Raw genomic sequence first — 26,133 nt, forward strand, 5'->3', positions numbered from 1 at the left:
TGCCACTTGTTTCTCGTTTGTTATTTAAGGTAACCGTTTGATTTATATAGGGTGTGGAGGGGAGGGGTTCCGGATTTTCAGAAACCTTTGGCAGTATGGTCTGAAAATTCGGAATAAAATCCGGGAGAAACGGGTGACATTCGGGCCTTTGGGCTTCTGTGATACCCTGAAGGCAGGGCAGACATGAAGGGCATGACACATGATGTGGATTCTGGGCGCGGTAATCATGCTGCTGGTGGCGTGGCGGGTAGACTGGCGTGCCCTGCTGGCGGACAAGGGCCGGCAGCATCTGTGTTTTGGCGCGGCCATGGCGCTGGTGTTCTTGTGGATGCTGCAGGCGGGCATTCGCGACGGCCTGGAGGTGCATTTCCTCGGACTGACCACCCTGGCGCTGATGCTGGGCTGGCGCCTGAGCCAGCTGATGGCGTTGCTGGCGTTGCTGCTGGTCACCGCCTTTGGGGTGGAAAGCTGGCCGGAGTTTGGCGTCAATCTGTGGCTGGGCGTGATACTGCCCATCGCGGTCAGCTACTTCGTGTTTCTGCTGACCTACAGTTACCTGTACCGGCATCTGTTTGTGTATATCTTCGTGGCCGGTTTTTTCAATGCGGCGCTGACCATGGCGGTGAAGAGCCTGGCCATGGCCGCTTACATGGTGTGGTCGGGGCAATACGGCTGGCAGACGGTGCAGAGCGACTATCTCAGTATCCTGCCGCTGCTGTTGTTCCCGGAGGCGCTGCTCAACGGCATGGCCATTACCCTGCTGGTGGTGTTCCGGCCCCAGTGGATGTGCACCTTTTATGACAGGGACTACCTGAACAACAGGTAACATGGCTTCTGGTGGCCGGCGGGCTCTGGTAGGCTGTGTCGACTCATTGCGTACAAGCGAGAACAACATGAAACATCGTGCACTGAAAATTCTGGTTCCCATACTGGCCCTTGGCCTAGCGACCCCGGCTCTGGCCGAGCTGAGCCGGGAAGAATTTCAGCAACGGGTGCGGGAAGCCCTGATGGCCGAGCCGGAGATGCTGCGGGATGCCATCGTCAAGCTGGAAGAGAACGACCGACTGGCCCAGCAGGCCGAGTTTGCCAAACAGCTCAAGGAGCAGTCGGCCCAGCTGTTTGCCAACAAGACCGACGGCATCATGGGCAACCCCAGGGGCAAGATTGAGATGGTGTATTTCACCGACTACAACTGCCCCTATTGCCACCGGCTGAACCGGACCCTGCTGGAGGTGCTGAAGAGCGAGCCGGAGCTGAAGATTATCGTCAAGGACATCGGCATTCTGGGGCCGGACTCGGTCAAGGCGGCGCGCCTGGCGCTGGCGGCGGCCCAGGATGCCCCCAAGCAGTATGAAGAGCTGCACCAGGCGCTGATGAGCCAGAAGCGGGTGCAGGCGGCGGCACTGGCGACCATCGCCGACAAGGCCGGTCTGAACGCCCGAGAGCTGCAGGCCAAAGCCGACAGCGACGTCATCGCCGACAAGCTCAATCAGAACCTGACCCTGTTCCGGGCGCTGGGGCTGAACGGCACCCCGGCCCTGGTGTTTCCCGACGGCACCCTGGTGCCCGGCGCCATCGATGAAGCCGGCCTGAAGGACATTCTGGCCAAGCAGAAATCGTAATTAAAAGCGGGGATTAGGGAATGGACCAGAGAGCGTGAAAGCGTTCCGGTTTTTCCATCTTCCGATAGCAAAAGACCCGGGCCAAGGCCCGGGTCTTTTTGTTTTAGCGCAGTGCAGGCTAAATGTTGGGATTCGCTGTGCTCATCGCCAACCTGTCATCCTAGTCCCTAGTCCCTAGTCCCTAGTCCCTAGTCCCTAGTCCCTAGTCCCTAGTCCCTAGTCCCTAGTCCCTAGTCCCCGTGTTTTACTTCCAGCTGGCCTCACGCTTGGCCTTCTGCAGTTTCTCGTAGGTGGCCAGCAGCGCCTGGTGAGCGGCGAAGTCGGTCAGGCTTTCGTCGGCGGCGGTCAGGCCGTGGAAACGGGCGCTGCCGTCGATCTGGGCCCAGGCCTCGGCCACGGTGTTCTCGCCAAACATGCGGTCAAAGGCGGCGCGGTACTGGGCCGGCTCGCGGTCTTCGGACAGATGCAGCTCCAGCGAGGCCTTGAGGCAGCGGTAGTAGCGGGCGCGTTCCTCGGTAAACACCGAGGCGTTAAAGCTCAGGGTCCAGTCGGCGTAGTCGAGGGCGGTTTCCAGCTCGCCGGCGGCCAGCGCCAGCATGCACTTCAGCTCACCCACCCGCAGGGTGTGCCAGGCGGTGCCCTTGTTCGGGGCGATGCCAATCAGCTCGCGCACCCGGGTAAAGTCGTCCAGACCTTCTTCTTCCAGCCGGTCATACAGGCCCATCAGTTGCTCGCCGTCGGCATCGCTGCCCGGCAGGCTCAGCAGGGTGGCACGCAGGCCGGCGCCCATGTTGTTGTTGGCCAGTTCCAGATCTTCCACCGGGTAGATGTCGGACATGCCGGGCACCAGAATACGGCAGGCATACACCCCCAGATGTTCATAGTCGGCGATGTACACCGGCTGCTCCAGCTCGTTGAAGATGGCCATCAGGTGATTGAACTCTTCCTCGGAGCTGCCGCTGAAGTCCCAGTCGGCAAAGTCGTAGTCGGCCTGCTCCCGGAACAGATCCCAGCTGATCAGGCCGGAGGAGTCGATAAAGTGGGTTTCCAGGTTATGGTGATCGGCGACCTCGTCGTCGTCGAACGAGGGCGGCACAAACACGTCCAGATCCTTCAGGCTGCGGCCCTGCAGCAGCTCGGTCACGGTGCGCTCCAGCGCCACCGCAAAGCGCGGATGGGCGCCAAAGGAGGCGAAACAGGTGCTGTTGGCCGGGTTGAACAGCACCACGCAGATCACCGGGAAGCGGCCGCCCAGCGAGGCGTCGTAGGCGAAGATGGGGAAGCCTTCGGCTTCCAGCGTGGCGATGGACTCCTGAATGTGCGGGTAGCGCGCCATCACCTCGTCGGGAATTTGCGGCAGGCTGATGCGCTCGCTGATGATGCGGTTCTTGATGGCGCGCTCAAACACCTCCGACAGCCCCTGGGTGCGGGCCTCGGTTTTGGTGTTGCCGGCGCTCATGCCGTTGGACACATACAGGTTGCCGACGATGTTCATGGGAATGTAGATGGTCTGGTTGTCACCCTGGCGCTCAAAGGGCAGGGCACAGATGCCGCGCTCCTCGTTGCCGGACTGCAGATCGATCAGCATGTCGGCGGTCAGTGCGCCCTCGGGATCGTAAAAACCCCGGGTGTAGTCGTCGAGCAGGCCGGCGGGCAGGCCGTTGTCGGCCGGCAGCGGGAACCACTTCTCATTGGGGTAGTGCACGAAGTCGCCCTCGGCGATGTTGCGGCCCAGATAGAAGTCGGCAAAAAAGTAGTTGGTGGCCAGACGCTCGAAATATTCGCCCAGGGCCGAGGCCAGTGCCGCTTTCTTGGTGGCGCCCTTGCCGTTGGTAAAGCACAGCGGGCAGTCCTTGTCGCGAATGTGTACCGACCACACATGAGGCACCGGGTTCAGCCAGGAGGCTTCTTCAATGTTGAAGCCCAGGGCCTGCAGCTTGTCCTGGAAACGGCTGATGGAGTCTTCCAGCGCGGCATCCTTGCTGGGAATAAAGGTTTTCATGGGTACCTCGGGCGTGATCGGCAAAAAAGGGGAGCGATCCTAACCCGGGGCGATAATTTGAACAAGCGGAAACAAAAACGCCCGCGCGGGGCGGGCGTTTTCAGCAACAGTGGGAGCTGCTTACGGCAGCAGGTGCAGCATGCGGCGCAGGGGCTCGGCGGCGCCCCACAGCAGCTGGTCGCCCACGGTAAAGGCGGACAGGTACTCGGGACCCATGTTCAGCTTGCGCAGGCGGCCCACCGGCACGCTCAGGGTGCCGGTGACGGCGGCCGGGGTCAGCTCGTCCATGGACTGCTGGCGATCGTTGGGAATCACCTTCACCCAGTCGTTGTGGCTGGCCAGCAGCTTTTCGATCTCGGCAATGGAAATGTCTTTCTTCAGCTTGATGGTAAAGGCCTGGCTGTGGCAGCGCAGGGCGCCGATGCGCACGCACAGGCCATCCACCGGAATGGTGGCGCCGGTCTGCAGTATCTTGTTGGTCTCGGCCTGACCCTTCCACTCTTCCCGGCTCTGGCCGTTGTCCAGCTGGGTGTCGATCCAGGGGATCAGGCTGCCGGCCAGGGGCACGCCGAAGTTGTCGACCGGCAGGTCGCCGCTGCGGGTTTTCTCGGTGATCTTGCGCTCCAGCTCCAGAATGGCCGAGCCTGAGTCGGCCAGCTCCTCGGCCACTTCGTCGCGCAGCATGCCCATCTGGGTGACCAGCTCGCGCATATGGCGGGCGCCGCCGCCGGACGCGGCCTGGTAGGTGGCAACGGAAACCCACTCCACCAGATCCTGCTCGAACAGGCCGCCCAGGGCCATCAGCATCAGGCTCACGGTGCAGTTACCGCCGACAAAGGTCTTGGTACCCTTGGCCAGGGCGTCCTGAATTTGCTTGCCGTTGACCGGATCCAGCACGATCAGGGCCTCGTCGTCCATGCGCAGGGCGGAGGCGGCATCAATCCAGTAGCCGTTCCAGCCGGCGGCACGCAGTCTGGGGTAGACTTCCTTGGTGTAGTCGCCGCCCTGGCAGGTGAGCACCACATCCAGCGCCTTCAGGGCCTCAATGTCGTAGGCGTCCTGCAGGGTACCGGCGCTTTTGCCAAAGTCGGGGGCAGGCTGACCGGCCTGGGAGGTGGTGAAGAAGACCGGATCGATACGGGCGAAATCGCCTTCTTCCACCATGCGGCTCATCAGAACGGAGCCGACCATACCGCGCCAGCCGACCAGACCTACTTTTTTCATCATTCAGTGTCCTTTCTTTGAAAGAGAATCAAAAAACCTGCCATCCACAATACTGATTGCGCGCAAAGGTGCAAGGGGAAAGCAAAATGCGCTGGTGGTTTTTTGACCCCGGCCGTGACGGGCTCAGCCGGCGGTAAACGACAGAAAGCTCAGAATAAGCACGGGTCCCGCCAGGCTCAGCACAAAGCCCGAGACGATGGCCACCGGCACGATGGCCACGCCGCCGGAGCGTTGCAGCACCGGCAGGGTGAAGTCCATGGCGGTGGCGCCGCCATAGCCGATGGCACAGGACGGATGGCGGCGCATCAGCGCCGGAATGATCAGAATGGCAATCAGCTCCCGGGCCAGGTCATTGAGAAAGGCGGCGCTGCCTATCACCGGGCCGAGGGCATCGCCAATCAGAATGCCCGACAGCGAATACCAGCCGTTACCCGAGGCAAAGGCCAGCCCCTGGCTCAGTGGCAGGCTCAGCAGCCAGGCGGCCATCAGGCCCCCGAGCCAGGAGCTGACCACCACCATCAGGGCGATGGCCAGGCCCCAGCGGTTCAGCAGTATCTGACGCAGCTTCATGCCCGAATTGCGCAACTGAACGCCGATCAGCAGCAGCAGCAGCATCAGCGCCCACTCGCTCAGGGTGTCTACCGCGAACCACTCCGGGTCGAGAAACTGGCCCAGGGCCAGGCCACCGAGGATCACCAGGCACAGCTTGACGGAGTCCAGCAACAGCGCCCATTTGCTGATGACGGGGGCGCCCCGCTCGCCTTCCGTCCGGCCCCGGCGCAGGTCCAGCAGCCAGAGTCCGGCCAGGTTGCACACCGTGATGCAGGCCAGAAAAACACCACACAGGGTGAAGATTGTTCCCAGATGAGTACTAAGATTATCGACGAAGGCCAGGCTGATGCCCATCAGGAACAGGATCAGGTACACCATGCGTGCCACCGCCACATTGATAAAGTGCACCAGCGACTGGGAGCGGCAGGGAATGCAGTAGCCCAGGGCCAGGGGCAATAAGACGATGAGCATGCCGGAGTACATGAGAATAATCTTCCTGTTCGGGATTAAGGCGCAATTTTTGACCATTAATGTTCGTTGCGACAGCATACGTGAGCAAGTCGTTAAAAAAAAGCCGCGGATATCGGCTTTTATGAGTAACGGCTTGATTCTACTTGCTTATGCACTCTGTCAGCGCTGTGGTGCGCTCTGTACTGTGGTGCGAAATTTGGGGGTGATATTTTATTCTGGTTTGGTGCATAATTTTATACTGTGGAGTGTCTATTTTTAGTATAAAAAACCGACGTCATTGGCTCTTTATGGCTGATTATGTTGTTATTGAGCAGGACAAGTGGTAACTTTTCTCGCAAAGGTTAACAGCTTGTTAACCATTCAGGTAAAGGACAGGGCCACGCAAACGGCCCGGCAACTAAAGGTCTAACGGATGAGCAAACCCGCCCTCGAAGTCACGGGCCTGCACAAGCACTATGGCTCGCTGGAAGTACTGAAAGGCATCGATCTCACCGCCGACAAGGGAGACGTTATCTCCATTATCGGCTCTTCCGGCTCGGGAAAGTCCACCTTTCTGCGCTGCATCAACCTGCTGGAAATGCCTTCCGCCGGTGAAGTGCGGTTGCACGGCGAACTGATTGAAATGCGCACCAACCGCGCCGGTGAACGCGAGCCGGCCAGCATGCGTCAGGTGGAGCGGATTCGCTCCCGCCTGGCCATGGTGTTTCAGAGTTTCAACCTCTGGTCGCACATGACCATTCTGCAGAACATCATTGAAGTGCCGGTGCATGTGTTGGGCGTACCCAAAAAAGAAGCCATTGAGAAGGGGGAAGCGCTGCTCAAACGGGTAGGACTCTACGAGCGCCGGGATTATTACCCCGGTCATTTGTCCGGCGGTCAGCAGCAGCGCGCCGCCATTGCCCGGGCGCTGGCGGTGGAGCCGGAAGTCATGCTGTTTGACGAGCCCACCTCGGCGCTGGATCCGGAGCTGGTGGGCGAGGTGCTCGGGGTCATGCGCAGCCTGGCGGAAGAAGGCCGTACCATGCTGGTGGTGACCCACGAAATGAGTTTTGCCCGGGATGTGTCGAACAAGCTGATGTTTCTGCACCAGGGCGTGGTGGAAGAGCAGGGCGATCCGAAACAGGTGTTTGCCCACCCTTCCTCCGAGCGGTTCCGGCAATTTATTTCTTCGGTTTACTGAATCAAGGTGAATAACACAAGGAGCAAGTCCATGAAAAAAGTGTGGGTTGCGGGCGCCATTATGGCGGCCCTGGCGGCAGGCGCCGTGCAGGCAAAGGAATGGAAAACCGTGCGGTTCGGCATTGAAGGCGCCTATCCGCCGTTTTCCTGGACCGATGAAAACGGCGAGCTGCAGGGCTTTGACGTGGACATGGCCAATGCCCTGTGTGAGCAGATGCAGGTGAAATGCCAGCTGGTGGCGCAGGACTGGGACGGCATTATTCCCGCCCTGCTGGCGCGCAAGTATGACGCCATTATTGCCGCCATGTCGATTACCGAAGAGCGCAAGCGCACCGTGGACTTTACCGGCAAGTATGCCCTGGTGCCCAACAAGTTTGTGGCGCCGAAAGGCGCCGAGTTTGAGCTGAGCAAGGAAGGCCTGGCCGGCAAGAAGGTGGGGGTGCAGATCGCCACCACCCACGACAAGTACCTGACCGACAACTTTGGTGATGATGTTACCCTGGTGCGCTACGGCAACGCCGACGATGCCTACCTGGATCTCAAGGCCGGCCGGGTGGATTATGTATTCCTCGACGCCACCGCCATTGAGGAAGGTCTGCTCAACAAGGAAGGCGGCGATGCCTTTGAGTTCGTCGGCCCTTCGGTGACCGATGAACGCTGGTTCGGTGAGGGTTTTGGCATTGCCGTGCGCAAGCAGGACAAGGAGCTGAAAGAGATGCTGAACCAGGCCATTCTGGATCTGCGTGAAAACGGCAAATACCAGGAAGTGAACAGCAAGTACTTCGATTACGACGTATACGGCGAGTAATCGGCGCTGGCCGGCACCGGCTCTGGTATCGGCAAGGTGACAGTCAGGCTTCGACAAGCAGACCCTCTGCGCCAGGGACGGCGCGGCGGAGCCCCCATGGATGGGTTTACGGCGAGTCTGCGGTTGAAGCTGACTTTCACCGATGGGCGGAGTGGAGCTACAGGCCGGCATAACAGGAAGTCGTGATGTTCGATTTAAAAGGTTATGAAGGCGCCCTGCTGGACGGCGCCTGGGTCACCCTGCAGGTGGCCCTGTTGTCTCTGTTGCTGGCGGTGACCCTGGGGTTGCTGGGGGCGCTGGCCAAGCTGTCGTCGGTGCGCCCGGCCCGCTGGCTGGCGACGATTTACACCACCCTGATTCGGGGCATTCCCGATCTGGTGCTGATGATGCTGATCTTTTTTGGCGGCCAGGTACTGCTGAACAATTCCCTTTACGGTCTGAACGAAACCCTTAATGAGTGGATTGGCGGTGGCGACCCCGGCCATGAGTGGACCGGCTATGTGCCCGACTACATCGAGATCAGTCCCTTTATTGCCGGTATTGTCACCATTGGCTTTATCTTCGGCGCTTACATGGCGGAAACCTTTCGCGGTGCCATTCTGGCGGTGGACAAGGGCGAGCTGGAAGCGGCCCGGGCCTACGGCATGCGCCCCTGGCTGGTGTTTCGCCGGGTGCTGTTTCCGCAGATGATGCGCCACGCCCTGCCGGGCCTGGGCAACAACTGGCTGGTGCTGCTCAAGACCACGGCGCTGGTGTCGATCATTGGCCTCGACGACATGGTCCGCAAGGCGTCACTGGCGGCGGGGGCCACCCAGTTGCCCTTTACCTTTTATATGGCGGTGGCGCTGATCTTTTTGCTGTTCACCAGCCTGTCTACCTCCATGCTGCGCTGGGCCGAACGCCACTACGCCATTCCGGGAAGGTAAGCCATGGACTTTTCAATCATTCTCAACGAGTGGCCGGTGTACTGGCAGGGACTGTACACCACCGTCTGGCTGGTGGCGCTGGCGCTGGTGCTGGGGTTGTTGATCGCGGTGCCCATGGGCATCATGCGCAACAGCGGCAACTGGCTGCTGAAGGGGCCGGCCTGGGCCTACATTTATTTCTTTCGCGGCACGCCGCTGCTGGTGCAGCTGTTTCTGATCTATTACGGTGCCGGCCAGTGGCAGTGGCTGAAGGAGTCGGCGGCCTGGGAGTGGTTCAGTCAGGCCTGGTTCTGTGCCGTGCTGGCCTTTACCCTCAATACCGGCGCCTATACCGCCGAGATTATTCGCGGTGCCATCAATGCCATGCCCAGAGGGGAAATCGAAGCGGCCTATGCCTTTGGCATGAGCCGGCTGACCACCCTGCGGCGCGTTATTCTGCCCAATTCCTTTCGCCGGGCACTGCCCGCCTACAGCAACGAGGTGATCTTCATGCTGCACGGCTCGGCGGTGGCGGGGGTGATTACCATAGTGGATCTCACCGGTGCGGCCCGTATCGTCAATTCCCGCTACTATTCGCCCTTTGAGGCGTTCCTGGCGGCGGGACTGCTGTATATGTGCCTGACTTTTCTGCTGGTCTGGGGCTTTCGCCGGCTGGAACACCGCTGGTTCCGGCACCTGCGGCCGCGCAAGGCCTGACCCGGGGAATAGGGACTGGTAGGCCCGAATTTATTCGGGCAAGCCATACATACCGTAACGCTATTGCCCCAATAAATTGGGGCCTACAGCCCCGGGCTTAAAGACGCTCTTAATCCCTGAAGCTGGCCCAGATGGGAGCGTGATCCGAGGGTTTGTCGATGCCGCGCAGTTCATAGTCGATTCCGGTGTCGGCCAGCTGCGCCAGCAGCGGCTGGGTGGCCAGGATAAGATCGATGCGCAGGCCCCGGTTGTCGTCAAAGCCCCTGCTGCGGTAGTCGAACCAGGAATAGGTCTCGGCGTTGTCCGGGTTCTGCTTGCGCCAGGTGTCGTACAGGCCCCAGCCCAGCAGGCGCTCCATCCACTCCCGCTCTTCCGGCAGAAACGAGCATTTGCCGTCCCGCAGCCAGCGCTTGCGATTGGGCTCGCCGATGCCGATGTCCGCATCGGTGTGGGAGATGTTCATGTCGCCGATCACCACCAGCGCCTCGTCGGGCTGGTGATGTTCATTCAGGTACTGCTGCAAATCCCGGTAGAAACGCTCCTTGGCCGGAAACTTGGTTTCATGCTTGCGGTTTTCCCCCTGGGGAAAATAGCCGTTGAGCACGGTCATGGCGCTGCCGTCGGGGCGGGCAAAGCGGCCGATGATCATGCGTCGCTGGGCGTCTTCGTCGTCGGTGGGAAAGCCCTTCACAATGGCCTGGGCCGGCTCCTTGCTCAGCAGGGCCACGCCGTAATGGGCCTTCTGGCCGTGAAAATAGACGTGGTAGCCCATGGCCTGCACCGCTTCGAGGGGAAAGGCCTCGTCGTGCACCTTGGTTTCCTGCAGGCCGATAATGTCGGGAGCGTGCTTGTCGATAAGCGCCTGCAACTGGTGCAGGCGGGCGCGCAGGCCGTTGATATTGAAGGAAATGATTTTCATGATGCAATGGGGTTGAAAAATTTGGCCCCATGCTAGCAGAAAGCGGCCTACTCGGCAGCCGGTGTGTCGGTGGCACAATCCCGGTAGATCATGCGCCGGCTCATGCCGCCGTCCACAATAAATTCCTGGCCGGTGACAAAGCCGCTTTCATTTGAGAGCAGAAAGCGTGCCATGGCGGCGACATCGTTGACCAGTCCCACGCGGCCGGCCGGGTGTTGGGCGTGATCCTCCGGTCCCGGGGCCGGGGTGTCACCGGGCTGCAGCGCCGACACGTCAATCCAGCCCGGGCTGATGGCATTCACCCGCACCCGTGGCCCCAGGCTGATGGCCAGGGCGTGGGTCAGCGCCACCAGCCCGCCTTTGGACGCGGCATAGGCCTCGCTGTTGGGCTCTGACTGATGTGCCCGGGTGGAGCCGATATTGACGATGGCGCCTCCCTGCTCCAGCAGCGGTGACAAGTGCTTGCAGATCAGCATGGGGCCGGTGAGATTGACCGCCAGCACCCGCTGCCAGTGGCTGAGTGAAAGCTTGTCGATGGGTTCATGGTAAGGCTGACTGATGGCGGCGTTGTTGATAATGCCGCCCAGGCGGCCAAAGCGGCTTTCCACCAGCCGTGCCAGGCTCTGTACCGAAGACTCTTCGGTCACGTCCAGGTGCACCAGCTGCAGCCCCGGCACCTGTGCCTGATCCAGCCGGGCAAGGGCTTCCTTGTCGAGATCCACGCCCAGCACCTGATAATCGTGCCCCAGAAAATAACGGGTCATGCCCAGTCCCAGCCCGCGGGCCGCCCCGGTGATCACGATATTGCCGCTGTTCATGCCGCCTCCCTGCGTGCCGCCTTGTCACAATAAGCGTAGCGGGATTTTTGCCCGCTGCCGCCGGTCTGATGCCCCTGCCACATTTTGTGACAACTTTGCCGGACATTGACATAGTCTGTGCATGCCAAACAGGTACACTGGGAGTAGTCTGTATTGGAAGCAAGTGCATGAAAAAACATCATTATTCCCTGGCGGCGCTCGGCTTGCTGCTGTTTTCCGCCGTTGCCGCCGGCCGGGGCGGCCCCGTGGTCAGCACCATTACGGTCACCGAGCAGCAGCTGCCGGCCCGGCTGCAGCTGGTGGGCACCCTCAAGGCCAACCGGCGGGTGGCCATTGCCCCTCAGGTGGGCGCCCGGGTTACCGGGGTGCACTTTGTGCCGGGCCAGCGGGTGGAACAAGGGCTGTTGCTGCTGAGCCTGGATGATCGGGCGGCGAAGGCTGACATCAGCGAGGCCCGGGCCGCGCTGCAGGATGCCCGGCGCATTCTGGTCAACTACCAGGCGCTGTTCAAACGCAAGGCGGTCACCCAGACCGAGCTGGAAGGCCAGCAGGCGGCGGTGGCGATGGCCGAGGCCCGCTTGCAGGCGGCCCGGGTACAGGCGGATTACCTCCGCCTGAAGGCGCCCTTTGCCGGCGTGATGGGGCTCACCGATGTGGCCCCGGGCAGCCTGCTCGGCGCCAATGAGCAGGTGGCCGAACTGTTTGACGCCAGCCGGCTCAAGCTGGATCTGGCGGTGCCGGAAAAGCATTTTCTTAAATTAAAGGTGGGGGACACCCTGCAGGCCACCACCGAGGCGCACGGTGATCGCCGGTTTAGCGGCCGGCTGGCGGTGGTGGCACCGGCGGTGGATGCCGACACCCTCAATGCGCGGGTGCGGCTGGAATTCGACAACAGCGACGGCGCCCTGGTGCCGGGCATGCTGATGCGGGTGCAGCTGACCCTGGACGACGGCGCCAGCCTGGCGGTGCCGGCCAGCAGCCTGCTCTATGCCGGCAACCAGCGCTATGTGTTTGTGGTGGACGAGGCCGGCACGGTCAGCCGGCGCAGCATCACAGTGGGGCGCAACCTGGGGGACTGGGTCCAGGTCAGCGCCGGCCTGAGCGCCGGTGAGCGGGTGGTGAGCGAAGGTGTGGTCAAGCTGCGCGACGGCGTGCAGGTGGAGGTGGCCGGTGAAGCTCTCTGACATCGCCATTGCCCGGCCGGTGCTGGCCACGGTGATCAGCCTGATGCTGTGTGTATTTGGCCTGATCGCTTTTTTTGAGCTGCCGCTCAGGGAAATGCCCGACACCACTTCGCCTATTGTCACCGTGCGCACCGACTACACCGGCGCCAGCGCCAGCGTGATGGAAAGCCAGGTCACCAAACGGCTGGAAGACGAGCTGTCGGGGATCAGCGGTGTCAAGTTTATCAGCTCCAGCACCAGTGATGGCAGCTCCCGCATTACCGTGGAATTCAACCCCGAGCGGGATCTGGACAACGCCGCCAGTGATGTGCGCGAGGCGGTGTCGCGGGCCTCGCGTCAGTTGCCCGGCGACGCCGATGCCCCCGTGGTCACCAAGGACACCGGCCGCAACGACGTGATCCTGTGGGTGACCCTGAGATCCACCGGGCTGTCGGCGCTGGAGCTGGGAGACTACGCCGAAAATGTGCTGGCGGATCGCTTCAGCCTGCTCGACGGGGTCAGCTCGGTGTGGGTGGGCGGACGCAAGGAGCGGGTGATGAACGTGCGCCTCAATACCGCCGCCATGGCGGTGCGGGGGGTGACCGTGGCCGACATTGCCGCCGCCCTGCGCAGCCAGAACGTGGAGCTGCCGGCGGGGACTCTGGAAAACGAGCAGCAGAATTTCGCCGCCCGCATTGCCCGGGGTTACAAGAGCGCCGAGGATTTCAGCAATCTGGTGATCCGCCGCCTTGGCAGCGAGCGGGTGTATTTGCGGGACGTGGCCGAGATTCGGGAAGGAGAAAAACCGGAAGATACCCTGTTTCGTTCCAACGGCCAGAACGTGGTGGGCCTTGGCATCGTCAAGCAGACCCAGGCCAATACCCTGGACGTGATCGCCGGGGTCAAGCGCGCGGTGCTGGCCCAGCAGCCGTTTTTGCCCGACAACACCGAGCTCACCTGGACCTACGACAGCTCGGTGTTTATTGAAAGCGCTATCAACGAGGTGTATCAGACCCTGCTGATCACCATGTCCCTGGTGGTGCTGGTGATCTACATTTTTCTCGGCCAGGTGCGCGCCACCCTGATCCCGGCGGTGACGGTGCCGGTGTCGCTGGTGAGCGCCTTTATCGTGGCGCTGGTCATGGGCTTTTCGGTCAACCTCATTACCCTGATGGCGCTGATCATGGCCATCGGCCTGGTGGTGGACGACGCCATCGTGGTGCTGGAAAACATCCATCATCATCTGGTGCGGGGGCGCTCGCCGCTGGCGGCGGCCTGGCACGGTACCCGGGAGGTGGGCTTTGCGGTGATCGCCACCACCCTGACGCTGATCTCGGTGTTTTTGCCCATCGTGTTCATGGGCGGAGTGATCGGCCGTATCTTTACCGAGTTTGCGGTGCTGCTGGCGGCGGCGGTGGGCTTTTCTTCATTGGTGGCGCTGACCCTGAGCCCGGTAATGGGCAGCAAGCTGTTGCGGGTGCAACCGTCCACGGGCTGGCTGGCGCGCCATTTCGATGCGCTGTTTGCCCGCCTTGAGGCGGGCTACCGCCGGTTGCTGGAGCAGGAGCTCAGCCACGGCTGGTGGGCGCCGGTGGTCATGGTGGCGGCGTTGGGAGTGATGGTGCTGCTGTTTCGGGAAATTCCCCAGAGCCTGACCCCCAAGGAAGACAGGGGCGTGGTGTTCGTGATGGTCAAGGGCGCCGAAGGCGCCAGCTTTGAGCGCATGAGCCGGGCCATGGGCGAGGTGGAAAGCCGGCTGATGCCGCTGCGTGAACAGGGCGTCATCAGCAGCCTGACGGTGCGCACGCCCGGCTTTGGCGGTGGCGTGAACAGCGGCATCATGTTTGCCAGCCTGTCCGGCTGGAATGAACGGGACATGCCGGCAGAAGCGGTGGCCGGGCGCATTCGTGCCTTGACCCGGGATGTGACCGACGTGCTGGTGATCCCCATTTTGCCGTCCTCCATTCGCGGCGGCTCCAGCACGCCGGTGGAATTCGTGCTGGGCGGGGCCGATTACGATGAACTGCTGGGATGGGCCGAGCAGCTGAGGACCCTGGCCCGCAACAACCCGGGGCTCAGTGATCTGGAGCTCGACTTTGACCGCACCAAACCCGAGTTGCTGGTACAGGTCGACAAACAGCGGGCCGCCAGCCTGGGCATTTCGGTGACCGAGGTGGCCGACAGCCTCAATGTGATGCTGGGCGGTCAGGCCATTACCACCTATTCCCGCCAGGGCGAGGAGTATGACGTTTTCCTCAAGGGCCGCGAGGCCGACTTCAGCCGGCTGGATGATCTGGCCTCCATTTATCTGCGCACCGGTGGCGGTGAGCTGGTGTCCCTCGACAACCTGGTCGATCTGCGTGAGCAGGGCGCGCCGGGCTCGCTCAATCATTACAACCGTAAAAAGGCCATCACCCTGAGCGCCAACCTTGAAGGCAGCTACAGCCTGGGCGAGGCGCTGGACTACCTCGACGGCCTGGTGCGGGACAACCTGCCCGATACCGCCACCGTCGATTACAAGGGCGAGTCGCTGGAATACCGCTCCAACCAGAGCGACGTGGCCTTTGTGTTCGGGCTGGCGCTGGTGGTGGTGTTTCTGATCCTGGCGGCCCAGTTCGAAAGCTTTGTACATCCCTTCATCGTGCTGCTGACGGTGCCGCTGGGGCTGGTGGGGGGCCTGCTGGGGCTGTATCTGTCGGGCATTACCCTCAATGCCTACAGCCAGATTGCCATGGTGATGCTGATCGGCCTGGTGACCAAAAACGGCATTTTGATTGTGGAGTTCGCCAACCAGTTGCGGGATCAGGGCCAGGACTTCGATCATGCCCTGACCGAGGCGGCGGTGCGCCGGCTCAGGCCCATTCTGATGACCGCCTTTACCACCGTGGCCGGCGCCGTGCCGCTGATCCTGGCCGGCGGAGCCGGGGCGGAAAGCCGTCAGGCGGTGGGCATGGTGGTGTTTGGCGGTGTGGCCCTGGCCACCCTGCTCACCCTGTTTATCGTGCCGGCCATGTACCGCATGCTGGCCCGGGGCACCCGCTCGCCACAGCATCAGCAGCGCCGGTTGACGGCCGAGCTGAGCGAGGCCGACTGATCCTTACCAGCCGGGCGGAGCCACCACCGTGTAGCCGCGCCGGTGGGGGCGATAGTAATTGCCGCCGTGGTAATAGTAGGGATGGCCGTTGAAATGCAGGCTGATGTAACCGCCGGGCAACTCGCGGACCAGGCTGCCCAGGGGCAGAACAATCGAGATGCCGGCCCGGGGCCTGTCGTGATCGCGGCGCGGTGCGTGGTAATAATGGCGCGGTGCCGAATAATGGTAACGCTCAATTACCCGTACCCGGGGGCGGTAGTGCCTGTGCTTGCGGTAATGACCATAGGTCTTGTGCCTGTGCTCATGCCGGTGGCGCAGGCCCTGGTGCCGGTACTGGCCGTAAGGCTGGTCATAGCCCCGCAGCCGGTTGTCGTGCCAGCGGCTTTCCCTGTCGGCCTGGGCCGGTGAAGACAGCAGCAGGGCCGCCAGCAGGGGCAGCCACCAACGGCCGGTGTGAACGAATGAATATGCCATGACATATCTCCTTTACTGCTCGGCCACGGCCCGGTGTCGTGGCGCTCGGAGATACTTCAAGTATGGCCCATGCAACAAATACAAAAAAGCCGGTGCAGTGCACCGGCTTTTCAATGATGGTGGAGGGAGCTGGATTCGAACCAGCGAAGGCTGAGCCGTCAGATTTACAGTCTGATCCCTTTGGCCACTCGGGAACCCCTCCACGAGTAAACTTGCAAATTGTGTGCTTAACGCCAGTGCGTTACAGCTGAACAGGTGGTGGAGGGAGCTGGATTCGAACCAGCGAAGGCTGAGCCGTCAGATTTACAGTCTGATCCCTTTGGCCACTCGGGAACCCCTCCACATCAGTGGGGCGCATACTACCAAAACGAACGGCGATGTGAACCCCTGAAAGGCAATTAATTTACTAAAATTCGGCGTTTACCGGCCGATAAGGGTTTAAACGCTTAACTTTTAAACTTTTCTCGCATTATGGCCACACCGGTTCACGCCAATCTGCTGATCAACGACAGCCAGCTGGGAGACAGCCTTAACCGGGCGGTCCACCAGGGCCGGCGCGGCGATTTTGGCCTGTTGCTGGCCATGCTGTCGGACGATGCGCGGGATCTGCCCCGCATTGATGAGCCGGCCGCCGGGCTGAGTGAGCCGGACTGGCGGGCTCACTTCGCCCTGCCCGAGCCCACACCACCCCTGTTTGCCGAGGCGGTGGACCAGGCCCGGGCCACCGGTCTGAGCCAGTTGGCGGGAGAGCTGCAACAGGACAGCCTGCGGCTGCTGCTGGCCATGCGCGGCGAGCCGCTTAAACCTTCCCGCGATGAACTGCCGGCGGAAGTGGCCGCCAACCTGCATCCCCGCACTCTGGCGCGCATGCAGGGCCAACTGAATGCCTGCCTGCCCCGGCAGCCCGAGCGCCTGCTGGAGGTAGTGCAGGCGGTGCACGCCACCGCCTGAGTTGCTCAAGGTCAAACATCAGACGTAAACGTTTGACGTCTGATGTTTCCAACGTCTCCACGTCTCCCGTTTTACGTCTCACGTTTAGCCCGCCGGCAGCCTTCAATGGCCGGCGCCAGCAGCTCCAGCGCACTGTGCTCGCAGGGGGGCAGGGCGGCCTGGCTGCGGCCAAGAGGCGTGACCCGTTCCCCCCAGCGGATTACACCGGCGCCCCAGGTGAGGCCGGCGCCAAAGGCGGCGGTGAGCAGCAGGGCTCCGGGGCGAATGCGGCCTCGTTCCAGGGCTTCGCACAGGGCAATGGGCACGGTGGCCGCCGAGGTATTGCCGTAGTCGGCGATATTGATCATGACCTTTTCCGGCGGCAGCGCCATTTTTTTGGCCAGGGTCTCGATGATGCGCACATTGGCCTGATGGGGCAGCAGCAAGTCGATGTGCTCCGGGCCCACGCCGGCCTGGTCCAGTACCACGGCGGCGGCCTCGCCCATGCCCCGTACCGCCCGCTTGAAGATTTCCTGCCCTTCGAAGTTCACTTCAAACAGGCCGTCCACATGGGCAAAGCGGGTACGGCAGGTGCCCGAGTCGGGCACCGCCAGTATGTCTCTGGCCTCGGCGTCGCAGCCCAGCTTGTCGGCCAGCAGGCCCACCGGCGCCTCGGAGGCTTCCAGCACCACGGCGCCGGCCCCGTCGCCAAAGAGCACGGCGGTATCGCGGCGGGTCCAGTCCAGGTAGTGAGTCAGGCGCTCGGCGCCGATCACCAGCAGCCGGTTCATGCCGCCCGCCTTGATCAGCGCCGAGCCCACGCTCAGACCATAGAGAAAGCCGGTGCAGGCGGCGTTAAGGTCAAATACGGCGGCGGCGGGAATGCCCAGATTGCGCTGTACCGCCGAGGCGGCGCTGGGTACCAGGCTGTCGGGACTGGCGGTGGCCAGAATAATGCCGTCAATCTGGGTTGGCTCAAGGCCGGCGGCGGCCAGGGCATGCCTTGCCGCTACCGTGGCCAGCTCAGAGGTATTGACGTGGGAAATACGCCGGGTGCGAATGCCGGTGCGGCTTTGAATCCAGTCGTCGGAGGTATCGAGAAAGCTACCGAGATCGTCGTTGCTGAGCACGGCCGGGGGCAGGCACTTGCCCCAGCCGGTGATATTGGCATAACGCATGGCATTCCCGTTGGTTGATGGGTTTTCAACCGATTATGCCCAAGCCCGAGGGCACTGTCACCCGGCTTTACAGCCGGCCTTCCCGCTCCAGCCGGCTGCGTACCCAGTAACGGTAGAGCCGGGACAGCACCGGCCGTATCAGCGGCAGGCCAATCAGCATGGCCAGTGGCCTCAGCCGGGGCACGCGTCGCATCAGCAGAATATAGGCGTCCAGCTCCGAGTAGATCTCGCCTTCGGCGGTTTGCACATGCAGCTCCTGCAGCGCCTGCTGGGGGCTGATGCCCAGGCTGAGCAGCACCTCTTCCCGGTCGGTGATGTCAAACCAGCAGATCTCGTGGCCCCTGTCGCCGGCCCAGCGTTCATAGCGGGCCCGGTCCCTGATGCAGCTCTCGCAGGAGCCGTCATAAAACACCACCAGCCGGTGGCGCGGCTTTTTTTCATCCAATGTTTGCCCTCCCTGGCCTGCTTCCCTGAGGCCTGTACTTAAGCATAGCCTGAATCAGCCCAGGTAACGTTGCTCCAGGTGACGGCGGAAGGGGGCGGCGTCAAGCACATGGCCGGTGGCCCGGGCCATCAGCTCCCCGGTAGAGCACAGGCTGGCGTGGCGCCAGATGTGGTGCTCCAGCCAGCCAAATACGGCGGTCAGATCGTCGTCGATCAGCCGCTCAAAAGGCCCCAGTTGCTGCTGCATGGCTTCGGCCTGCTGAGCGGCGTAGATAGCGCCCAGGGTGTAGCTGGGAAAATAGCCGAAGCTGCCGTCGGTCCAGTGAATGTCCTGCAGGCAGCCGTCTTTATCATTGCCTTCGGTACTGAGCCCCAGGTACTGCTGCATCAGCTGGTTCCAGCGTTCCGGCAGATGACGGGGCGCCAGCGTGCCTTCGATAAGATCCCGTTCGATGCGGTAACGCAGCATGATGTGGGCGGGGTAGGTGACTTCGTCGGCATCCACGCGGATGAGCCCGGGCTGCACCCGGGTGTAGAGCCGGGCCAGGTTGCCGGGTTCAAAGGCCGGCTGATCGCCGAAGTATCGTGCCAGCAGCGGCGACAGCCGGGCAATAAAGGCCGGGTGGCGGGCGAGCTGCATCTCAAAGAACAGGCTCTGGGACTCGTGCACGCCCATGGATCTGGCCTGCCCCACCGGCAGGCGGCGCCAGGCCGCGGGCAGACCCTGCTCGTAACGGGCGTGGCCGGTTTCGTGAATAATGCCCATCAGCGCCTGGGCCACGTCGGCCTCGTCGTAGCGGGTGGTGAGGCGCACGTCTTCACTGACGCCGCCGCAAAAGGGGTGGGCGCTGACATCCAGCCGGCCGTGGTGAAAGTCAAAGCCAAGCCAGCTCATCACTTCCAGCCCCAGGGCTTTTTGTTTATCGGTGGCAAAGGGGCCTTGCGGCGACAGCACGGTTTCAAGCCGCTGTTTTTCCTGCACCTCGGCAATCAGTCCGGGCAGCCAGCCACTCAGCTCGCCAAACAGGGTGTCGAGCGCCTGAGTGCGCATGCCCGGCTCGTATAGCTCGAGCAGGCTGTCGTAGCGCGACAGCCCCAGTGCCTCGGACCGGGCTGCGGCGGCTTCCCTGGACAGCGCCACCACCTCCTCGAACAGCGGCAGAAAGCCGGCCCAGTCGTTGGCAGGACGCAGGCTGCGCCAGGCGTGCTCGCAGCGGGAGCCGGCCAGGGAGCGGGCGCGCACCAGGTCGGCGGGCAGCAGGGTGGCATCGCGCCACGCCCGGCGCATTTCGGCCAGGCTTTGTTGTTGCTCCTGTGACAGCGGCTCGCTCTCTGCCCGAGCGAACCAGTCGCCCAGGCGCGGATCCTGCAGTTGCCGGTGGCACAGCACCGCCAGGGTGCCCAAAGCCTCGGCCCGGGCCTCGTTGCCGCCGGGGGGCATCATGGTGGCCTGATCCCAGCCACAGATGGCGCCCAGATGCTGCAGGTGGTGCAGTTGTTCAAAATGTTGTTCCAGTGCGGAATAAGACATGCGGTGATCCTTGCGCTAAAAAGTCAGCCCCGGTGGCTTTGCAGCCACTCGCGGGTGTGTTGTTTGGCCTGCTCGCTCTTGCGCAGCAAAACATACAGGCAGCCGCTGCCGCCGTGCTGGCGCAGGGCGCTGTGGCAGGCCAGCACCTCCGGCAATTGGGGCAGCCAGCCGGAAACATAACTCTTGAGCAGGGCCGGCGGCTGGCTGCGCTCGCCCTTGCCGTGAACGATGATCACGGAGCGCAGATCCTGACGCAGGCAGGCGCGAATAAAGTTCAGCAGGGCACTCCGGGCCCGCTCCACGCTGTGGTGATGCAGATCGAGCCGGGCCTCGCACGGATATTTGCCCAGGCGCAGCTTTTTGAACACGCCGTCCTGCACCCCGGGCTTCTTGTAGCTGATCATGTCGTCGGGGCGTAGCAGTACCACCCTGTCCAGCGACAGGCCGGGATCGGCGGCTTCGGCCTGGATCTCGGCGGCACGACGGCGTTCGGCGAGGGCGACGGCGTCCCGCGGGTCGCGGTGGCCGGTGGGCAGGGTATCCTGCTCCAGCGGGGTGAGTCCGTCCAGTTCATCAAGAAAGGACGACCAGTCGGAATGGCTCATGGCGCGGCTCCTTTGATTCAGGCATAGCCGCAGTATAAGCAAATGGGATAAAAGGGGGAACGACGGAACCCGGGGGAGGAGGAGGTCGGATTCCGCCGTTATTAAACCTGAGGGTTATTTACCGGCTTCGTGGCCGGGCTCTGACTTCATCACCTTGTAAATGAAGTAACCGGCGTAAAAACTGATCAACAGGGTGGTGGCAATGATGACCAGCATGGACATCAAGCCCACATCGCTGCCAAACATCAAATCGAGCCAGAATTCCATGGGATGTCTCCTTTCGCGCTCTCCGTTGAAGCCATCCTAACGGGACCACAGTGGCACATGCTGATCCTGATCAATAAAGCGGCGGGTCCTCCACTTTATTGAGGGTATAACCCGCTTGTTTCAGCAGGGCAATGAGACCCCGATCACCATAAAGGTGCAGCGCGCCCACCACCATCAGCGCCCGCCGGGGCGCCAGTTGCTCCAGCCGCGTCAGCCACATGCGATTGCGTTGTGCCAGCAGCTCATTCTCGATAAAACGGGTGAGCGTCGGGCTTTGCTCATCCTGCAACAAGGCCAGCAGGGTCTGTTCGTCGCCGCTCAGCCAGGCTCTGAGCAAATGATCGAGGTGATCCTGCATGTGCTTGAGTTCGTCCAGGCTGTGGGCCACAAAGTCCCGTTCAAGGTCGCGCCGGTGCAGCGACGACAGCAGTCCCATCACCAGCGCCGGCTGCTCCAGCCCGGCCACCGGCAGTTGCCGGTCCCGGGCCAGCAGCCGCAGCTGCATGTCGACGCCCTGGCGACTGTGAAAACCCAGCTCGGCGGCGCGCAGCTGGGTCAGTTGCAGGGCCACAAACCAGGGCGGCAGCTCGCGCAGGGCCGGGCGACCGCTGCGGGCCACGGCCTGCTCCAGCTCGAAGGCCAGCCGGGGGCCGAGCCGCTCGCGCCAGTCGGTATCGCGTTCAATCAGGTGGGCGAAGTCGTTAAAGTGAAGGGCAAGGGGGTCGATTTCCAGCAACAGCAGCTCGCTGCTATCCAGCGCCGCGAGCAGGGCCGGCGGCAGGGTGGCAAGGCGTTCATCGGCAACATGAACCGAGCCGAACAACCACAGTTGCCGCTCTCCCTTGGTGGCCTGCCACAGAGCGGGGGCGGCCAGTGCCTGAGTGCACCACAGCCACAGTAAAAAATGCAACATCCGTTTCATGAGACTCTCCGCTTGGCATGCCAGCCGTGATGATAAGAGGTGGACGTCAGCCGCCGGCCTTCAGCATCAGCCGATCCAGTGCCCGGTCGCTCAGCAACCGGCGCAGCCAGCCCAGCATGATGGTGGGACGGGTGACCGGATAGCGGGTTTTGGGACGGTCGCTGGTGAGGGCGTGCAGCAGGGGCGGCAGGCAGGCGTCCGCCGGCAGGCTGTAGCGGGAGCCGGGGCCGGGTTTTTCCAGCCGGGCCAAGGTCTGCTGATAGCCGGCCTTGTGCCGGCTGTGCGCCATGTCGATATGGCGCAGAAAGGCGGCTTTGGCGTTGGCGCGAAAGCGGGTTTCAATGGGGCCGGGTTCCAGCAGGCTGACATGCACACGGGTGCCGGCCAGCTCCAGCCGCAGGGTGTCGGTGTAACCTTCGAGGGCGAACTTGGTGGCATTGTAGGCGCCGCGGTATTGCATGGCCACCAGCCCCAGCACCGAGCTGTTCTGAATAATGCGGCCTTCGCCGGCCTCGAGCATGAGCGGCAGCACCAGCCGGGTGAGGTGGTGGGTGCCGAACAGGTTGGTGTTGAACTGCTCGCGCAGGGCCGCGGTGGGCAGATCTTCCAGGGCGCCGGGCTGGCCATAGGCGCCGTTGTTGAACAGGCCGTAGAGTTGGCCGCCGGTGAGCGTGAGGGCCTGCTCCAGGCCGCGCTCTATGCTGGCGTCATCGGCCAGATCCAGTTGCACCGCCCTGAGCCCCTGCTGTTGCAGCTGCGCCACGTCCTGTTCGGCCCGGGCCGAGGCGATAACCTGAAATCCCCGGCGGTGCAGGTAATGAGCGGCGGCGTGGCCAATGCCGGTTGAGCAACCGGTGATCAGAACAGACTTGGTCATGAATGGCTCCCGTTATCAAGCTGGGGCCAATGTAGCAGAAAAGGCGCGGGAGGATCGATGGCTGGCGTCCCCGGCAGGAATCGAACCTGCATCTAACCCTTAGGAGGGGCTTGTTTTATCCATTAAACTACGGGGACAAGGCCGGCACAATATTGCAAATTTCGCCTGAGGGTGCAACGTCGTGCCGAGCGTTTGGCGGTTATTCGAGCAGGATTACAGCTGGGTCAGGCGATCGCCGGGCATCACCGCAATGCGTTTGGCCTCGGCGCCGGCCGGCACCAGCAGGCTGTAGTCGGCATGGCTTTGCTGCACCACAAAGGCGGCCTGTGATGCCGTTTCGCTGTAATAGCCCGGCGTCAGCTGACGGCGGTGAGTGAGGGTGAATCTGTCTCCCACCTGAATGCCCTCGCGCCGGCCCAGATCCATCAGTATGCCTTCCTCCGACTGTTGCACTATGTTGCCCACCGCCTTGAGACAGGCCTGGGCCTTGATCACGTCCTGGCTGATGCTCGCCAGCAACTGCTCCACCGCCAGACCGTAACCGGACTGCCAGAATGCCTGTTCATGCACATTGACCCTGTCGTGCTTTTTATAGTCCCAGCTGGCGCGGGTCTGATAGCGGCGTTGCAGCAGCACGTCGCCGGTCAGGCTGTCTTCCAGGGTGATGCGCATGCGAAAGGCCCGGGGAATGTCGGAAAAGGTCCACTGGGTCCAGTGTCCGTCCTCGATGCTGATGTCTTCAATCACGCCGCTCAGTAACAGCCGGGACTGCTGTGTGCCGGCGAGCACATCGCTGCCCCGGCGCAGGCCGGCCGTGCGGGGCAGGGCCGGGTCGGTATCCAGGCCAAGGGCAAGGGTCGACGTAATATTGACGCTGGGCTCCAGCCGGCTGGCCAGCCGCTGGGCCAGTGCCGTGCCCAGTTCATAGATCTGCCCGGTGGCGCCCTGCTGCGGATGCAGCAGGGTGATGGGCGTCAGGGTCATGCCCGGGCGATAACGACCGGCGCACTGCTCCTGGCGGCGCTCGCCGGGCCAGATGTCGGCCCGTACCGTCAGCCACAGCCGGCCCTGCTCCCGGTGCTCGTTCAGGATCAGGTAGTCCATCAGCTCGCCCTGGGCGGAAATATCCAGTTGCTGGCCGGCAAAGGCGCCGTTGGTGGCCGACTGCACCGTGCTGAGAGAGGCGCCCGACTGCAGCAGCGCATCGCTCAGGGCCTGCTCCAGTGCCTGCTGGCGGGCGGTGTCAACTCCCAGACTGAGCGGCGCCGAGCCTTCGGCCTGATACCAGTCGGCCCGGGCGAGCAACGGAAACAACAGCAACAGTGAAGCAAGGTTTTTTCTGAGCACGGATGCATCCTGTCAAACGGTGAGCCGCCCTTAAAAAGTCGCGGTCCCAGTGAGAATATGGCAAGGTTTATGCAAAAACCTTGCCGGGCACATGGCCGCAACCTGGCCTGAAAGCGTAAAGTTGACGCTCCACTGGCCGATATACACTCAGTTTCTTTTGCTTCGGGAGCCTGTGAATGACAAGAGCCCTTATCCTGCTTGCCGTGCTGGGATTGTCCGCCTGCACCGGTCAGCCCCGGTTCGACGGTCAAAACCATTACCTGCCTCATGATCATGCGGCTCACTACGTCAGTCACCAGGCCCTGGGGGAGCAGCCGGCGCCGGCCCGTTCGCCCCGGCACAGTCAGGACGGTGTGCCCATGCGCATGAGTGCCGGCACCCGCAGTGCCCATCTGCCCGAGGCCGGGCCCTCGCTGGTGGGGGGCCAGACCCAGTTGCAGCGGCACATGTCGGCCCTGGCGCACCGGCTGGTGGCCTCGGCCCACAATATGAACCGGCAGGCAGGCATCGCCGTGAGTGGTTTTGTCAGCCAGGAGGACTACACCAGCCAGGACGAGTTCAGCCGGCTGCTGTCGGAAACCATGATGTTTCAGCTCAATCAGTACGGGCTGAAGGTGGTGGACTTCAAGGCGCTGCCCTTTATTCGCATTACGCCCGAGGGGGATGTGAGCACCAGCCGGGACTACCGCCAGCTGAGCGGGCGCATCAATGCCCAGTATCTGTTGCACGGCACCATCAGCGACACCCAGGGCGGCAAACTGATCAATGCCCGGCTGATCTCCATGGCGGATCACGGCATTGTCAGCAGCGCCCAGCAGTTTGTGCCCGATTATCTGGTGGCGGCCATGCTGAATACGCGCGGTCCCGAGATCCCCGACTACATCAGGAAACGCTATGAAAAATAAGCTGATTGCCCTGCTGGCACTGGTCACCCTGGCCGGCTGTGCCGGCCAGGGAAGCGCCGGTAGTCCGGCCCGGAATCATCTTTATGCGGTGGGTTATGCTCCCATCAGCCTGCAGCGCCCGGCGGACTACCAGCAGAAACTGCTGCATGCCATGCGTGCCTCGCGTCTGGACGCCTACCGGGAGCTGAGTGAGCAGCTGAGCGGAGTGCGGGTATCGAGCTCCAGTCAGCTCGACAGTCATATTCTGCAGGACGGCACCGTGAGTAGTGCCAGCCGGGGGGTGGTGCGCGGAGCTCGGGTGGTGAACAGCTATCCCGACGGCGACATGTACGTGACCGAACTGGAACTGGATCTGGCGCTGTATCAGAAACTGCGCCGGGATGGATTATAAGACAGCGGCGGCGGCTCACACCTTGAAGCCGGCCCCCTTGTTGATGCCCCGGGTGTGGCCTTTCTGATCGTAGGTCATGCTCTGGCGCTCGTGCAACCGGCTTAAAATATTGGCCAGCTGGCGGGTGCCGGCCAGGGACTGCTCCAGTACCTGCTCGGCCACCTGGTTGCGTTCCCGGCACCGTGCCATGAGGGCGCGCAGGGCATCGACCCGGGATTGATGGGTGGTTTTCAGTTGTTCCACCTCGGGGTGAGCGCACAGACTGGCGTCGGTGGCCTGAATATCGAGCAGCAGTTGTTGCTTTTGCTCGGTGAGGGGGGGCAGCTCCAGCGCCTTGCGCCGAACGATAAGCTGAAGCTCCCGTTCGGTCAGCTCAAGCAGCCGCTCGAGTTGTTCCTGTTGTTGTTGCAGCAGCGTATCAAGACTCATTAATACAGGGACTCTATGTCTTGCTCCAGATTGATGATGTTTCCGGCCAGCCTGTCGGCGTTCACCTTGTAGCTGCCGTCGTTAACCGCCTTTTTCAGGGCTTCCAGCCGCGCGCTGTTATCGGCGCCGGCACCGGCCTGCAGGCTTTGCTGCACGCGGCCGAGCTGTTTTGCTTCCGGGGTCAGGGTCACTTCGTCGCGGCCAGCCATGGTCTGGGCACGATGGTCTGTGCCGGTGCTGGCGGTACCGCTTTTTTGCGGGTACCTGTTGCTGACCGACGGGCCGTTATGAAATCCGGGGGGGAGCTTGTCGATGGCCATAAGATTCAATCCTGATTCGCTGCTGTCAGCCTGGTTATC

Annotated in this window: 27 protein-coding genes and 3 tRNA genes; 11 read left to right on the forward strand and 19 right to left on the reverse strand. The window is 62.4% G+C overall.

Annotation, left to right across the window (positions count from 1 at the left end; all coding sequences use genetic code 11):
- The first annotated feature begins 199 nt into the window (after positions 1-199).
- Both PU634_RS02775 and PU634_RS02780 read left to right on the forward strand, forming a co-directional pair.
- Positions 200-826: an energy-coupling factor ABC transporter permease gene (locus tag PU634_RS02775; RefSeq protein ID WP_306762553.1), complete on the forward strand. Its 627-nt coding sequence runs from the start codon at positions 200-202 to the stop codon at positions 824-826.
- Between the two features lie 67 nt (positions 827-893).
- The gene (locus PU634_RS02780; protein ID WP_306762554.1) at positions 894-1,622 is read left to right on the forward strand and encodes a DsbA family protein; all 729 of its coding nucleotides are present in this window, start codon (positions 894-896) and stop codon (positions 1,620-1,622) included.
- 244 nt (positions 1,623-1,866) lie between these two features.
- Here the strand turns inward: PU634_RS02780 and ycaO are convergent, their stop codons facing one another.
- From ycaO to PU634_RS02795, 3 genes are all read right to left on the reverse strand, one after another.
- Complete coding sequence (gene ycaO / locus PU634_RS02785) at positions 1,867-3,624, reverse strand: 30S ribosomal protein S12 methylthiotransferase accessory factor YcaO (RefSeq protein ID WP_306762555.1); 1,758 nt, start codon at positions 3,622-3,624, stop codon at positions 1,867-1,869.
- A gap of 120 nt (positions 3,625-3,744) precedes the next feature.
- Positions 3,745-4,848 carry an aspartate-semialdehyde dehydrogenase gene (gene asd, locus PU634_RS02790; protein ID WP_306763649.1) on the reverse strand — a complete coding sequence of 368 codons (1,104 nt, stop codon included), beginning with the start codon at positions 4,846-4,848 and terminating at the stop codon, positions 3,745-3,747.
- A gap of 123 nt (positions 4,849-4,971) precedes the next feature.
- Positions 4,972-5,883, reverse strand: coding sequence for a LysO family transporter (locus PU634_RS02795; RefSeq protein ID WP_306762556.1), 912 nt, complete (start codon positions 5,881-5,883; stop codon positions 4,972-4,974).
- Between the two features lie 400 nt (positions 5,884-6,283).
- Between PU634_RS02795 and PU634_RS02800 the strand changes: the two genes are divergently transcribed.
- The 4 genes from PU634_RS02800 (at position 6,284) to PU634_RS02815 (ending at position 9,480) form a co-directional block, all read left to right on the forward strand.
- Complete coding sequence (locus PU634_RS02800) at positions 6,284-7,051, forward strand: ABC transporter ATP-binding protein (RefSeq protein WP_306762557.1); 768 nt, start codon at positions 6,284-6,286, stop codon at positions 7,049-7,051.
- 30 nt (positions 7,052-7,081) lie between these two features.
- Positions 7,082-7,858, forward strand: coding sequence for an L-arginine-binding protein AotJ (gene aotJ, locus PU634_RS02805; RefSeq protein ID WP_306762558.1), 777 nt, complete (start codon positions 7,082-7,084; stop codon positions 7,856-7,858).
- Positions 7,859-8,043: 185 nt separating this feature from the next.
- Entirely contained in the window at positions 8,044-8,784 is a 741-nt protein-coding gene (locus PU634_RS02810; RefSeq protein ID WP_306762559.1) for an ABC transporter permease, read from the forward strand.
- A 3-nt stretch (positions 8,785-8,787) separates the two neighbouring features.
- On the forward strand, positions 8,788-9,480 hold the full coding sequence (locus PU634_RS02815) for an ABC transporter permease (RefSeq protein ID WP_306762560.1): 693 nt from the start codon (positions 8,788-8,790) through the stop codon (positions 9,478-9,480).
- A gap of 109 nt (positions 9,481-9,589) precedes the next feature.
- Here the strand turns inward: PU634_RS02815 and xthA are convergent, their stop codons facing one another.
- Together xthA and PU634_RS02825 are read right to left on the reverse strand one after the other, a co-directional pair.
- A complete protein-coding gene (xthA, locus tag PU634_RS02820) occupies positions 9,590-10,399 on the reverse strand; it encodes an exodeoxyribonuclease III (protein WP_306762561.1) in 810 nt (269 codons plus the stop codon).
- Between the two features lie 47 nt (positions 10,400-10,446).
- Positions 10,447-11,217, reverse strand: a complete 771-nt coding sequence (locus tag PU634_RS02825; RefSeq protein ID WP_306762562.1) for an SDR family oxidoreductase — start codon at positions 11,215-11,217, stop codon at positions 10,447-10,449.
- Between the two features lie 167 nt (positions 11,218-11,384).
- Between PU634_RS02825 and PU634_RS02830 the strand changes: the two genes are divergently transcribed.
- Entirely contained in the window at positions 11,385-12,401 is a 1,017-nt protein-coding gene (locus PU634_RS02830) for an efflux RND transporter periplasmic adaptor subunit (protein ID WP_306762563.1), read from the forward strand.
- Positions 12,388-15,474, forward strand: coding sequence for an efflux RND transporter permease subunit (locus PU634_RS02835; protein ID WP_306762564.1), 3,087 nt, complete (start codon positions 12,388-12,390; stop codon positions 15,472-15,474). The genes PU634_RS02830 and PU634_RS02835 overlap by 14 nt, the downstream gene beginning before the upstream one ends.
- Positions 15,475-15,477: 3 nt before the next feature.
- Here PU634_RS02835 and PU634_RS02840 read toward each other — a convergent pair whose 3' ends face one another.
- From PU634_RS02840 to PU634_RS02850, 3 genes are all read right to left on the reverse strand, one after another.
- Positions 15,478-15,948: a DUF6515 family protein gene (locus PU634_RS02840; RefSeq protein ID WP_306762565.1), complete on the reverse strand. Its 471-nt coding sequence runs from the start codon at positions 15,946-15,948 to the stop codon at positions 15,478-15,480.
- Positions 15,949-16,065: 117 nt separating this feature from the next.
- A tRNA-Tyr gene (locus tag PU634_RS02845) sits at positions 16,066-16,150 on the reverse strand.
- 54 nt (positions 16,151-16,204) lie between these two features.
- Positions 16,205-16,289, reverse strand: a tRNA-Tyr gene (locus PU634_RS02850).
- A gap of 130 nt (positions 16,290-16,419) precedes the next feature.
- Between PU634_RS02850 and PU634_RS02855 the strand changes: the two genes are divergently transcribed.
- Entirely contained in the window at positions 16,420-16,899 is a 480-nt protein-coding gene (locus PU634_RS02855) for a VC2046/SO_2500 family protein (RefSeq protein WP_306762566.1), read from the forward strand.
- Between the two features lie 71 nt (positions 16,900-16,970).
- On the opposite strand, the gene PU634_RS02860 is transcribed toward PU634_RS02855, so the two are convergent.
- The 9 genes from PU634_RS02860 to PU634_RS02900 all read right to left on the reverse strand — a co-directional run bounded on the left by PU634_RS02860 (position 16,971) and on the right by PU634_RS02900 (position 24,049).
- Complete coding sequence (locus tag PU634_RS02860) at positions 16,971-18,056, reverse strand: ketoacyl-ACP synthase III (protein WP_306762567.1); 1,086 nt, start codon at positions 18,054-18,056, stop codon at positions 16,971-16,973.
- A 67-nt stretch (positions 18,057-18,123) separates the two neighbouring features.
- A complete protein-coding gene (locus PU634_RS02865) occupies positions 18,124-18,501 on the reverse strand; it encodes a thiol-disulfide oxidoreductase DCC family protein (RefSeq protein WP_306762568.1) in 378 nt (125 codons plus the stop codon).
- 54 nt (positions 18,502-18,555) lie between these two features.
- Entirely contained in the window at positions 18,556-20,031 is a 1,476-nt protein-coding gene (locus tag PU634_RS02870; protein ID WP_306762569.1) for a carboxypeptidase M32, read from the reverse strand.
- A 23-nt stretch (positions 20,032-20,054) separates the two neighbouring features.
- The gene (gene smrA, locus PU634_RS02875) at positions 20,055-20,636 is read right to left on the reverse strand and encodes a DNA endonuclease SmrA (RefSeq protein ID WP_306762570.1); all 582 of its coding nucleotides are present in this window, start codon (positions 20,634-20,636) and stop codon (positions 20,055-20,057) included.
- Between the two features lie 114 nt (positions 20,637-20,750).
- Positions 20,751-20,903, reverse strand: a complete 153-nt coding sequence (locus tag PU634_RS02880) for a DUF3149 domain-containing protein (RefSeq protein ID WP_306762571.1) — start codon at positions 20,901-20,903, stop codon at positions 20,751-20,753.
- 70 nt (positions 20,904-20,973) lie between these two features.
- Complete coding sequence (locus tag PU634_RS02885) at positions 20,974-21,825, reverse strand: TraB/GumN family protein (RefSeq protein ID WP_306762572.1); 852 nt, start codon at positions 21,823-21,825, stop codon at positions 20,974-20,976.
- Positions 21,826-21,871: 46 nt separating this feature from the next.
- Positions 21,872-22,702, reverse strand: coding sequence for an SDR family oxidoreductase (locus PU634_RS02890; RefSeq protein WP_306762573.1), 831 nt, complete (start codon positions 22,700-22,702; stop codon positions 21,872-21,874).
- 62 nt (positions 22,703-22,764) lie between these two features.
- Positions 22,765-22,839, reverse strand: a tRNA-Arg gene (locus tag PU634_RS02895).
- Between the two features lie 76 nt (positions 22,840-22,915).
- A complete protein-coding gene (locus PU634_RS02900) occupies positions 22,916-24,049 on the reverse strand; it encodes a flagellar assembly protein T N-terminal domain-containing protein (RefSeq protein WP_306762574.1) in 1,134 nt (377 codons plus the stop codon).
- 176 nt (positions 24,050-24,225) lie between these two features.
- Between PU634_RS02900 and PU634_RS02905 the strand changes: the two genes are divergently transcribed.
- Both PU634_RS02905 and PU634_RS02910 read left to right on the forward strand, forming a co-directional pair.
- On the forward strand, positions 24,226-24,954 hold the full coding sequence (locus PU634_RS02905; RefSeq protein WP_306762575.1) for a FlgO family outer membrane protein: 729 nt from the start codon (positions 24,226-24,228) through the stop codon (positions 24,952-24,954).
- Positions 24,944-25,345, forward strand: a complete 402-nt coding sequence (locus tag PU634_RS02910; RefSeq protein ID WP_306762576.1) for an LPP20 family lipoprotein — start codon at positions 24,944-24,946, stop codon at positions 25,343-25,345. The genes PU634_RS02905 and PU634_RS02910 overlap by 11 nt, the downstream gene beginning before the upstream one ends.
- A 15-nt stretch (positions 25,346-25,360) precedes the next feature.
- Here PU634_RS02910 and flgN read toward each other — a convergent pair whose 3' ends face one another.
- The gene (gene flgN / locus PU634_RS02915; protein ID WP_306762577.1) at positions 25,361-25,774 is read right to left on the reverse strand and encodes a flagellar export chaperone FlgN; all 414 of its coding nucleotides are present in this window, start codon (positions 25,772-25,774) and stop codon (positions 25,361-25,363) included.
- On the reverse strand, positions 25,774-26,094 hold the full coding sequence (gene flgM, locus PU634_RS02920; RefSeq protein WP_306762578.1) for a flagellar biosynthesis anti-sigma factor FlgM: 321 nt from the start codon (positions 26,092-26,094) through the stop codon (positions 25,774-25,776). Before flgM ends, flgN begins: the two co-directional genes overlap by 1 nt.
- Positions 26,095-26,133: the final 39 nt, after the last annotated feature.

This window comes from Oceanimonas pelagia, assembly GCF_030849025.1.
Classification (GTDB): Bacteria; Pseudomonadota; Gammaproteobacteria; order Enterobacterales; family Aeromonadaceae; genus Oceanimonas; species Oceanimonas pelagia.

What these genes read in the sequence shown, in the direction of transcription:
- PU634_RS02775 (WP_306762553.1), top strand. Translation starts at nt 200, where the DNA reads ATGATGTGGATTCTGGGCGCGGTAATCATGCTGCTGGTGGCGTGGCGG.
- PU634_RS02780 (WP_306762554.1), top strand. Translation starts at nt 894, where the DNA reads ATGAAACATCGTGCACTGAAAATTCTGGTTCCCATACTGGCCCTTGGC.
- ycaO (WP_306762555.1), bottom strand. Translation starts at nt 3,624, where the DNA reads ATGAAAACCTTTATTCCCAGCAAGGATGCCGCGCTGGAAGACTCCATC.
- asd (WP_306763649.1), bottom strand. Translation starts at nt 4,848, where the DNA reads ATGAAAAAAGTAGGTCTGGTCGGCTGGCGCGGTATGGTCGGCTCCGTT.
- PU634_RS02795 (WP_306762556.1), bottom strand. Translation starts at nt 5,883, where the DNA reads ATGTACTCCGGCATGCTCATCGTCTTATTGCCCCTGGCCCTGGGCTAC.
- PU634_RS02800 (WP_306762557.1), top strand. Translation starts at nt 6,284, where the DNA reads ATGAGCAAACCCGCCCTCGAAGTCACGGGCCTGCACAAGCACTATGGC.
- aotJ (WP_306762558.1), top strand. Translation starts at nt 7,082, where the DNA reads ATGAAAAAAGTGTGGGTTGCGGGCGCCATTATGGCGGCCCTGGCGGCA.
- PU634_RS02810 (WP_306762559.1), top strand. Translation starts at nt 8,044, where the DNA reads ATGTTCGATTTAAAAGGTTATGAAGGCGCCCTGCTGGACGGCGCCTGG.
- PU634_RS02815 (WP_306762560.1), top strand. Translation starts at nt 8,788, where the DNA reads ATGGACTTTTCAATCATTCTCAACGAGTGGCCGGTGTACTGGCAGGGA.
- xthA (WP_306762561.1), bottom strand. Translation starts at nt 10,399, where the DNA reads ATGAAAATCATTTCCTTCAATATCAACGGCCTGCGCGCCCGCCTGCAC.
- PU634_RS02825 (WP_306762562.1), bottom strand. Translation starts at nt 11,217, where the DNA reads ATGAACAGCGGCAATATCGTGATCACCGGGGCGGCCCGCGGGCTGGGA.
- PU634_RS02830 (WP_306762563.1), top strand. Translation starts at nt 11,385, where the DNA reads ATGAAAAAACATCATTATTCCCTGGCGGCGCTCGGCTTGCTGCTGTTT.
- PU634_RS02840 (WP_306762565.1), bottom strand. Translation starts at nt 15,948, where the DNA reads ATGGCATATTCATTCGTTCACACCGGCCGTTGGTGGCTGCCCCTGCTG.
- PU634_RS02855 (WP_306762566.1), top strand. Translation starts at nt 16,420, where the DNA reads ATGGCCACACCGGTTCACGCCAATCTGCTGATCAACGACAGCCAGCTG.
- PU634_RS02860 (WP_306762567.1), bottom strand. Translation starts at nt 18,056, where the DNA reads ATGCGTTATGCCAATATCACCGGCTGGGGCAAGTGCCTGCCCCCGGCC.
- PU634_RS02870 (WP_306762569.1), bottom strand. Translation starts at nt 20,031, where the DNA reads ATGTCTTATTCCGCACTGGAACAACATTTTGAACAACTGCACCACCTG.
- smrA (WP_306762570.1), bottom strand. Translation starts at nt 20,636, where the DNA reads ATGAGCCATTCCGACTGGTCGTCCTTTCTTGATGAACTGGACGGACTC.
- PU634_RS02880 (WP_306762571.1), bottom strand. Translation starts at nt 20,903, where the DNA reads ATGGAATTCTGGCTCGATTTGATGTTTGGCAGCGATGTGGGCTTGATG.
- PU634_RS02885 (WP_306762572.1), bottom strand. Translation starts at nt 21,825, where the DNA reads ATGAAACGGATGTTGCATTTTTTACTGTGGCTGTGGTGCACTCAGGCA.
- PU634_RS02890 (WP_306762573.1), bottom strand. Translation starts at nt 22,702, where the DNA reads ATGACCAAGTCTGTTCTGATCACCGGTTGCTCAACCGGCATTGGCCAC.
- PU634_RS02905 (WP_306762575.1), top strand. Translation starts at nt 24,226, where the DNA reads ATGACAAGAGCCCTTATCCTGCTTGCCGTGCTGGGATTGTCCGCCTGC.
- PU634_RS02910 (WP_306762576.1), top strand. Translation starts at nt 24,944, where the DNA reads ATGAAAAATAAGCTGATTGCCCTGCTGGCACTGGTCACCCTGGCCGGC.
- flgN (WP_306762577.1), bottom strand. Translation starts at nt 25,774, where the DNA reads ATGAGTCTTGATACGCTGCTGCAACAACAACAGGAACAACTCGAGCGG.
- flgM (WP_306762578.1), bottom strand. Translation starts at nt 26,094, where the DNA reads ATGGCCATCGACAAGCTCCCCCCCGGATTTCATAACGGCCCGTCGGTC.